The sequence below is a fragment of the Bacillus nakamurai genome, from assembly GCF_001584325.1.
Lineage (GTDB): Bacteria > Bacillota > Bacilli > Bacillales > Bacillaceae > Bacillus > Bacillus nakamurai.
In genome coordinates this window covers 1-10790 of record NZ_LSAZ01000039.1, presented here as the reverse complement: position 1 = coordinate 10790, position 10790 = coordinate 1, and the positions used below count along the sequence as shown (strand labels likewise).

At 51.2% G+C, this 10790-nt stretch carries 2 protein-coding genes; both read left to right on the top strand.

Translation table 11 applies throughout. The annotated features are described in order from the left end of the window. Positions 1-1671, top strand: a 1671-nt coding sequence (locus AXI59_RS15125; protein ID WP_082791796.1) for a condensation domain-containing protein, incomplete at its 5' end; no start/stop codon positions are given. A 22-nt stretch (positions 1672-1693) separates the two neighbouring features. Next, positions 1694-10790: surfactin non-ribosomal peptide synthetase SrfAB (gene srfAB / locus AXI59_RS20925; protein WP_061528633.1), on the top strand; the 9097-nt coding region annotated here is incomplete at its 3' end.

The window sequence follows — 10790 nt, the reverse complement described above, 5'->3', positions numbered from 1 at the left end:
GACATTGAAGCGGGCAGCGCGGTATACAAAGAGCCGGAAACGGAGATGGAGACCCTGCTTTCTGACATTTGGCAGGACGTGCTCGGCCTGCCGCAGATCGGCGTGAGCGATAATTTCTTCACGCTCGGAGGCGACTCCATCAAAGGCATTCAAATGGCGAGCCGTCTGAATCAGCACGGCTTCAAGCTGGAAATGAAAGACCTCTTCCAGCACCCGACGATCGAAGAGCTGGTCTCCTACGTGGAACGGACGGAAGGCGAGCAGGCTGATCAGGGGCCTGTCGAAGGCGAGGCGGAATTAACGCCGATCCAGCGCTGGTTCTTTGAGAAAGACTTTACAAACAAGCACCACTGGAACCAGTCGGTCATGCTTCATGCGGCAGACGGCTTTGATCCTGCTTTGGTTGAAAAGACCTTACAAGTATTAACTGAGCATCACGATGCGCTCCGAATGGTTTATCGTGAGCAAAAGCCTTATTACAGAGGGCTGGAGGATGTGTCTGTTGATTTGGAAGTCATGAAGCTGAACGGCCCTGCTGAAGATCATGAAGACCGAATTGAACGGGAAGCGGATCGTCTCCAAAGCAGTATTACGCTGGAGGCAGGCAATTTGCTGAAGGCAGGGCTTTTCCAAGCGGAAGACGGCGATCATTTGCTTCTGGCCATTCATCACTTAGTCGTAGACGGCGTATCATGGCGGATTTTACTGGAAGACTTCACCGCCGTTTACACCCAGCTGAAGCAAGGAAAGGAGCCGATGCTTCCGCCAAAAACACATTCAGTCGCCGAGTTTGCTGAGAGATTAAAAGAATACGCAGACACAAAGGTGTTTTTGAAGGAAGTTGATTATTGGAAACAGCTTGAGGAGAAAGAGGTATGCACTCAGCTTCCGAAAGACCGACAGTCAAGCGATCAGCGCATGAAATATACAAAAACGATCGGCTTCTCGCTGACAGCCGAACAAACCGAACTGCTGACAACAAAAGTACATGAAGCCTATCACACAGAAATGAACGACATTCTGCTGACAGCACTCGGATTGGCGCTGAAGGAATGGACGGGCCGGGATACAATCGGCGTTCATTTAGAAGGCCACGGACGTGAAGACATACTTGACGGACTGAACATGACCCGGACGGTCGGCTGGTTTACGAGTATGTATCCGATGGTGCTTGAAATGAAACACGCCGACGATCTCGCGTATCAGCTGAAACAAATGAAAGAGAATATCAGGCATATACCGAATAAAGGAGTCGGCTACGGCATTCTGCGCTATGTAACGGCGCCTGAACATAAAGAGGATCTTTCATTTTCAATTGAACCGGACATCAGCTTTAACTACTTAGGCCAGTTTAATGAAATGTCTGACTCCGGTTTATTTACAAGATCGAATATGCCGTCGGGACAATCGCTGAGCCCGGATACGGAAAAGCCGAATGCGCTTGATATTGTCGGATTTATAGAAAATGGGCAGCTGACCATGACATTCGCCTATCATTCTCTCGAATTTCATGAAAAAACCATTCAATCGTTCAGTGACAGCTTTAAAGCGCATCTGCTTAAGATTACAGATCATTGCTTAGCCCAAGACGGGCCGGAGCTTACGCCTAGTGATCTTGGAGATGACGATCTGACGCTTGATGAACTTGATAAATTAATGGAGATTCTCTAGTAGAAAAAGGTAGAGGTGACGTATGAGCAAAAAATCGATTCAAAAGGTGTATGCACTCACACCGATGCAGGAGGGAATGCTGTATCATGCAATGCTTGATCCGCATTCTTCCTCTTACTTCACACAATTAGAGCTTAGGATTCATGGGATTTTTCATCTTGAACTCTTTGAAAAAAGCGTAAATGAGCTGATCCGGACTTATGACATCCTGCGTACGGTATTTGTGCACCAGCAGCTGCAAAAACCGCGCCAAGTCGTATTAGCCGAGCGTAAAACGAGCGTACACTATGAAGATATCAGCCAATTAGATGAAACGCGCCAAACTGAATATATTGAACGCTATAAACGTGAAGTGCAGCAGCAGGGCTTTAATCTCGCAAAAGACATTTTGTTTAAAGCGGCAGTTTTCAGATTGAGTCAGGAGAAGCTGTATCTTGTTTGGAGCAATCATCATATCGTCATGGACGGCTGGAGTATGGGCGTGTTGATGAAAAGCCTGTTTCAAAACTATGAAGCGCTGCGGGCCGGACGCCCTGCAGCGGCCAGTCAGGGTAAGCCTTACTCTGACTATATTAAATGGCTCGGCAGCCGGGACAATGAAGAGGCCGAACAATATTGGAGCAGCCGCCTGGCGGATTTCGAACAGCCGAGCCTGCTCCCGGGCCGCCTGACTTCGGAAAAGAAAGACTATCAAAATAAAGAATACTCATTCGTGTGGGATGAAGAGCTGGTCGCGCACATTCAGCAAACCGCAAACCAGCATCAAGTGACGGGGCCTAATCTTTTTCAGGCGGTATGGGGCGCCGTGCTCAGCAAATACAACTATACGGACGACGTGGTCTTCGGCACCGTAGTATCAGGCCGCCCTTCAGAAATCAACGGCATCGAAACAATGGCGGGGCTGTTCATTAACACAATACCAGTCAGGATCAAGGTTGACTCAGAAGCGACTTTTTCTGATGTGATGTCAGCCGTCCAAAAAAACGCCGTTGAAGCTGAGCGTTACGACTACGTGCCGCTCTACGATATTCAGAAGCGTTCCGCCCTGGACGGCAGCCTTTTGAATCATCTGGTTGCGTTTGAAAATTATCCGCTTGATAAAGAGCTTGAAAACGGAAGCATGGAGGATCGTCTCGGCTTTTCCATTAAGGTCGAACATGCCTTTGAACAAACAAGCTTTGATTTCAATTTAATCGTTTATCCGGGTAAAACATGGACCATCAAAATCAAATACAACGGGGCGGCATTCGATGCTGAAGCTATCGAAAGAACCGCAAATCATCTGACCCGCATGATGAAAGCGGCGGTCCGGAAGCCTGACGCATACGTGCGGGATTACGGACTGGTTTCAGGGGAAGAAGAACGGCAGATTGTTGAGGTATTCAATGATACGAAAACAGCACTGCCGGAAGAAACGGCCGTTCATCGCTTATTCGAAGCGCAGGCAAAACGAACGCCTGCCAGCATCGCAGCAAAAGAAGAGGGCCGTGAGCTGACATACCGTGAATTGAATGAGGCCGCCAACCGTCTGGCAAGAATGCTCATTAAGAACGGGCTGAAAAAAGGACAGACAGCCGCCATCATGAACGAGCGCTCTGTGGATACCGTCATCGGAATGCTCGCCGTCTTAAAAACAGGCGGCGCATATGTGCCGATAGATCCGGCTTTTCCGGAGGACCGTCTCCGCTTCATGGCGGAAGACAGCTCCATTCGGCTCGTGCTGACGGTTCAAGCGTATAAAGGACAAGCGGGCGCATTACAAGTTCCGGTCATCATGCTTGACGCCGGTTCAGATGAAACGCTGAACGGCACAGATCTGAACCTGGCTGCGGGTGCGAACGATCTGGCGTATATCATGTATACCTCCGGTTCAACGGGCAAACCGAAAGGCGTCATGATCGAGCACAGAAATATCATCCGGCTCGTCAAGCATTCAAATTACGTTCCGGTGCACGAAGAAGACCGCATGGCGCAAACGGGGGCTGTCAGCTTTGATGCCGGAACCTTTGAAGTCTTCGGCGCTTTGTTAAACGGAGCTGCGCTGTATCCGGTCAAAAAAGAGACGCTGCTTGATGCTTCCCTCTTTGCTGCGTTTCTCAAAGAACAGCGGATTACGACGATGTGGCTGACTTCTCCGCTGTTCAACCAGCTTGCCCAAAAGGATGCAGGCATGTTTAAAACGCTTCGGCATTTAATCATCGGCGGAGACGCGCTTGTCCCGCATATCGTAAACAAAGTCAGAAAGGCTTCTGGCGAGCTGTCGCTTTGGAACGGCTACGGCCCGACGGAAAATACAACGTTCTCGACCAGTTTTCTCATTGATCAGGATTATGATGGTTCCATTCCGATTGGGAGGCCGATCGGCAATTCCACTGCGTACATTATGGACGAGAGCAAAAATCTTCAGCCGATCGGGGCGCCGGGCGAGCTGTGTGTCGGCGGAAGCGGGGTTGCAAGAGGTTATGTGAATCTGCCTGAATTAACGGAGAAACAGTTTGTCAAAGACCCGTTCAAGCCTGAAGACATGATGTACCGGACGGGAGACTTGGCGAAATGGCGTCCGGACGGCACGATTGAGTTTCTGGGCCGAATTGACAATCAAGTGAAAGTGCGCGGCTTCAGAATCGAGCTTGGAGAAATCGAGACGAAGATCAGCCAGGCAGAGGGTGTCACGGAAGCGGCCGCGATGATTAGAAAAAACAAAGCGGATGAAAATGAAATTTGCGCCTACTTTACCGCAGATCGCGATCTTTCCCCGGAAAGCCTGCGCAAATCACTTTCAGAATCACTGCCTGAATACATGATTCCCGCGCATTTGATAAAAATGGAACAATTTCCGCTGACAGCGAACGGGAAAATTGATAAAAAGGCGCTTCCTGAGCCGCAGGCTGAAGCGGCGCAACAAGAATATGAAGCGCCGACAACAGAAGCGGAGCAGAAACTTGCGGATATTTGGGAAGGCATCCTCGGTGTAAAAGCCGGTGTGGCTGACAATTTCTTTACCATTGGCGGCCATTCTTTAAAGGCCATGATGATGACCGCTAAAATTCAAGAACAATTTCAAAAAGAAGTGCCGATTAAAGTTCTGTTTGAAAAGCCGACAATTCAGGAACTTGCGCAATATTTGCAGCATGAGAGCGAGGAGGAGCAGCAGTTTGAACCGATCCGACAAGCGCCTTATCAGAAACATTATCCTGTTTCCTCAGCACAGCGCAGGATGTATATTCTCAACCAGCTCGGGCAGGCCAGCACGAGCTACAACGTCCCTGCTGTACTTTTGCTGGAAGGAAAAGTAGACAAAGACCGTCTTGAACAAGCTATGCAGGGATTAATCAACCGCCACGAGACATTGCGCACGTCGTTTGACATGGCGGATGGAGAAGTCGTGCAAATCATTCATAAAAATGTGTCATTTCAGCTGGAGGCTGCCAAGGGCCGGGAAGAAGACGCGGAAGAACTGATAAAAGCCTTTATCCGTCCGTTCGAGCTTAACCGTGCGCCGCTCGTCCGTTCGAAGCTGGTCCGGCTTGCGGAAGATCGGCATTTGCTGCTGATTGACATGCACCATATTATTACTGACGGCAGCTCGACTGGCATTTTCATCGGCGATCTGGCAAAGCTTTATCAAGGCGCAGAGTTAGAGCTTCCGAAGCTTCATTATAAGGATTTCTCCGTTTGGCAGCGTGAGAAAGCCGATCAGGATAAGCATGAAGCATACTGGCTCGATACATTTAAAGGCGATCTGCCGGTGCTTGATCTGCCGCTTGATTTTCCGCGTCCGGCCGAGCGGAGTTTTGAAGGAGAACGGGTCATCTTCGGACTTGATCGGCAGGTGACGGCGCAAATTAAGAAATTGCTGGCTGATACGGATACGACGATGTACATGTTTTTATTAGCCGCTTTCCAAGTGCTGCTTTCTAAATATTCGGGGCAGGAGGATATCATCGTCGGTTCCCCGACTGCCGGAAGAACACATCCCGATCTTCAAGATGTGCCAGGCATGTTTGTCAACACGGTTGCGCTGCGGTCACATCCTTTAGGCAAAAAAACGTTCAAGCAATTTTTGGATGAGGTAAAAACGGCCAGTCTTCGAGCTTTCGAGCATCAGAGTTATCCGCTTGAAGAATTGATTGAAAAGCTGCCATTAACGAGGGACACGAGCAGAAGCCCGCTGTTCAGCGTGTTATTTAACATGCAGAACATGGAGATCCCGTCATTGCGATTGGGAGATTTGCAGATTTCTTCTTATTCCATGCATCATCATGTCGCCAAATTTGATCTTTCCTTAGAGGCGGCAGAGCGAGGGGAAGAAATCGGGCTGAGCTTTGATTACGCCAGTGCCTTGTTTACGGACGAAACGATCCGCCGCTGGAGCACTCATTTTGTCAATTTGATTAAGGACTGCGCCGGCAATCCCGATGTGCGCTTAGCCGATGCAAATCTGCTGTCTTCTGCCGAGCAGGAAGAGCTTCTGGAAGACGAAAAACGTACGGAAGCGGCTGTGCCTGAAGGCGGCACGTATGTCTCACTGTTTGAAAAACAAGCGCAAAAAACACCGGACCTTACAGCGGTTGTCGGCGGAGGAAGCATGACATACCGTGAGCTTGATGAACAGGCAAACCGTTTTGCCCGCCACCTCCGCGCAAACGGAGCGGGGCATGAAGACATCGTTGCGATTATGATGGACCGTTCGGCCGAATTGGTCACCGCCATTCTCGGTGTCATGAAAGCCGGAGCCGCGTTTCTGCCGATAGATCCGGAGACCCCGGAAGAGAGAATCCGTTACTCTTTGGAAGACAGCGGGGCCAAGCTTCTCGTCGTCAATGAGAGAAATATGACCGCGGCCGCCGTTTATAAAGGAAAAACGGTGACCATGGAAGGGGGAGATTGGCGGAAAGAAAGCGCAGAGCGACTTGACACCGAGGCGCGCCCCGATCATCTCGCTTATATCATTTATACGTCAGGGACGACAGGAAAACCGAAAGGCGTCCAGCTGGAGCATCGCAATCTTATAAACTATGTCACATGGTTCAGCCGCGAAGCCGTTCTGACGGAAAAAGATAAAGCTGTGCTGCTGTCCTCTTATGCGTTTGATCTGGGATATACAAGTCTGTTTCCCATCCTGCAAGCGGGCGGCGAGCTGCACATTGTGCCAAAAGAGACGTACACCGCGCCTGATCAGCTTGGTGAGTATATACAGCAAAACGGCATTACGTATATCAAGCTGACGCCGTCGCTGTTCCATATGATCGTCAATACATCCCGTTTTACGAAAGAACGGCATTTCAGCCCGCTTCGTTTAGCGGTTCTCGGCGGCGAAAAAATCATCACGTCTGATGTCCGCAAGTTCCATGAGGTGTATGAACATACCGATTTCATCAATCATTACGGGCCGACGGAAACGACCATCGGCACCATTGCCGGGCGGATAGATATGGATCGGCTTGATCAGTATGAAAAACGCCCGGTCATCGGCCGGCCTATCGCCAATACCGGGGCGCTTGTTTTAGACAGCTCGATGCGGCTTGTTCCTCCTGGAGCAAGCGGCGAGCTGTATATTACGGGTAGCGGTATTGCCAGAGGATATCTCAATCGTCCGCAGCTGACGGCGGAGAAATTTCTGGCTAATCCGTACTCGCCGGACAGCTTGATGTACAAAACAGGTGATGTTGTCCGCAGGCTTTCTGACGGTACGATTGAATTCATCGGCCGGGCAGATGATCAGGTGAAAATCCGCGGCTACCGGATTGAATTAAAAGAGATTGAAACCGTGCTGTTAAGCATGAAGGGAATTCAGGAGGCGGTTGTTCTCGCGGTCAGCGAAGGCGGGCTGCCGGAACTTTGCGCGTATTATAAAACCGCCGAACATCTGAAAGGGCCTGAGCTTCGCAAGCTGCTTGCTCAAACGCTCCCGTCCCACATGCTTCCGGCTTATTTTGTGCGGGTTGACGAGATTCCGCTGACAGCCAACGGAAAAACAGATAAAAACGCTTTGCCGAAACCGGGCGCCGCTCAAACGGGGGATCGCACAACCGCCTTGCCGGAAACCGAACTTGAAGAGAAGCTTTGCTGTATTTGGAAGAATACGCTCGGCATTGACGCAGTAGGCATCGACGACAATTTCTTCGATTTCGGCGGACATTCCTTAAAAGGCATGATGCTCATCGCCAATATTCAAGCGGAGCTGGACAAAACCGTTCCGTTAAAAGCGCTTTTTGAACAGCCGACCGTTCGCCAGCTTGCCGCTTATATAGAGTCATCGGCGGTATCAGACGGTTATCGGATGATTCAGCCAGCCGCGGCTGCTGATGCGTATCCTTTATCTTCCGCACAAAAACGGATGTATGTCCTGAACCAGCTTGATCGGCACACGATCAGCTATAATATGCCGTCTGTGCTTTTGATGGAAGGGGACATCAATATTGCGCGGCTGCAGGAAGCGCTCAATCAGCTTATGAATCGCCATGAATCATTGCGGACGTCATTTACGGATCAGGCGGGCCAGCCGATGCAGCGGATAGCGGATCAGGCGGAAATTGAGCTTCACATGCTAGAAGCAGCAGCCGAAGAAGATGCGCACCAGCAAATCAAAGCCTTCATCAAGCCGTTTGATCTAAGTGCAGCTCCGCTCATTCGCGCGGCCTTGATCAGAATAAATGAAAAGAAGCACCTTTTGCTGTTAGATATGCACCACATTATCGCTGACGGCGTGTCCAGAAGCATTATGGTAAAAGAACTGGCTCAGCTCTACAGAGGCGGCAGTCTTCCGGAGCCGAAGCTGCATTATAAAGACTTCGCTGTCTGGCAGAATGAACCTAAGCAATCGGAGCGGATGAAGGAGCATGAGCGTTATTGGCTTTCAACTTTTGCGGGCGAGCTCCCTGAACTGAATTTGCCGATAGATTTCCCGCGTCCTCCGGTTCAGAGCTTCGAAGGGCAATCGGTCCGCTTCAGAGCGGGACGTGAAACGGAAAAGGCTATACAAGAAGTAATGGAAAAATCGGGAGCCACCCTGCATATGGTGCTGCACGCGGCGTTCCATGTCTTTCTGAGCAAAATCACGGGACAGCGTGATATCATCATCGGTTCGGTTACGGCCGGAAGAACGAGCGCTGATGTTCAGGATATGCCGGGGATGTTCGTCAATACGCTTGCGCTGCGCAATGAAGCACGCAAAGAGCAGACCTTCGCCGAGCTGCTCGAACAAGTGAAGCAAACCAATTTAGACGCCTTAGAGCATCAGGAGTACCCATTTGAGGATTTGATCGGACAGCTCGACCTTCCGAGAGATATGAGCCGCAATCCATTGTTCCAAGTCATGGTGACGACAGAAGATCCGGATAAAGAAACACTTGAACTGGAGAACCTGCACATCACGCCGTATCAGTCAAACCAAGGCACGGCAAAATTCGATCTGACGCTCGGCGGCTTTACAGATGAAGAGGGCCTCGGCCTTCAGCTTGAGTATGCGACAGACTTATTTAAAAAAGAAACGATTGAAAAGTGGAGCGCCGGATTCCTGCGGATTTTGGAGACAGCCGCAAGCAGCCCTGACAGAAAGCTGTCGGCGATCTCATTGATCAGCGATACAGAAAAACAAACCCTCCTCGACGTTTGGAAAGGCAAATCCCTTCCCGTGCCGAGGGACAAAACGGTTCACCGCCTCTTTGAAGAAACGGCGGCCCGCCATACAGCCCGCCCTGCCGTGACGTATAACGGCGCGACATGGACGTACGGGGAGCTGAATGCGAAGGCCAACCGCCTTGCGCGTATTCTCATCGACTGCGGTGTCTCAGCTGACGATCGCGTCGGCATTCTGACGAAGCCGTCGCTGGAAATGGCGGCCGGCGTGCTGGGCATTTTGAAAGCGGGAGCGGCATTTGTGCCGATTGATCCGGACTATCCTGATCAGCGGATTGAGTACATCCTTCAAGACAGCGGCGCGAAGCTTCTGCTTACGCAGGAGGCGTTGAGCGTACCGGACAGCTATACGGGAGACACGATCCTTCTTGACGGTGTCCGTTCCATTTTAAGCCTGCCGCTTGATGAAAATGATGAAGCGAACCCGCAGACGGAAACAACAGCGGATCATCTCGCTTATATGATTTATACGTCAGGAACGACCGGACAGCCGAAGGGTGTCATGGTCGAGCACCATGCGCTTGTGAACCTGTGCTTCTGGCATCACGACGCATTCGGCATGACGGCAGAAGACAAGAGTGCGAAGTACGCAGGCTTCGGCTTTGACGCTTCCATTTGGGAGATGTTCCCGACATGGACCATCGGCGCCGGGCTTCACGTCATAGACGAAGCGATCCGGCTTGATATCATCCGCTTAAACGAGTATTTCGAAGAGCACGGCGTGACGATCACCTTCCTGCCGACACAGCTGGCCGAACAGTTTATGGAGCTTGAGAACACATCACTCCGTATGCTTCTCGTCGGCGGCGACAAGCTGAAGCGGGCGGTGAAGAAGCCGTATACGATCGTGAACAACTACGGCCCGACGGAAAACACCGTGGTTGCGACGAGCGGCGTCATCAATCCGGAGGAAGGCTCTCTTTCCATCGGACGGGCGATTGCCAATACGAGAGCCTATATTCTCGGAGACGGTGATCAGGTGCAGCCGGAAGGCATTGCCGGGGAACTGTGCGTGGCAGGCCGCGGGCTTGCGCGCGGCTATCTGAACCGGGAAGAAGAAACGGCGAAGCGGTTTACCGCTGATCCGTTCGTGCCGGGCGAGCGCATGTACCGGACCGGTGATCTCGTGAAATGGAACGCTCGCCACGGCATCGAATACATCGGACGCATCGACCAGCAGGTCAAGGTGCGCGGCTACCGGATCGAGCTGTCAGAAATTGAAGTCCGTCTCGCGCAGCTTGCGGACATTCATGACGCAGCCGTTACGGCGGTCAAAGACAAAGCGGGCAATACCGCGCTTTGTGCCTATATCACACCTGCCCAAGCCGATATCGAAGCGCTCAAATCCGCCTTAAAAGAAACGCTTCCTGACTACATGGTGCCGGCTTTCTGGGTGGCGATGGACGAGCTTCCGGTCACCGCAAACGGCAAGATTGACAAAAAAGCCTTGCCTGAGCCGGACATTGAAGCGGGCAGCG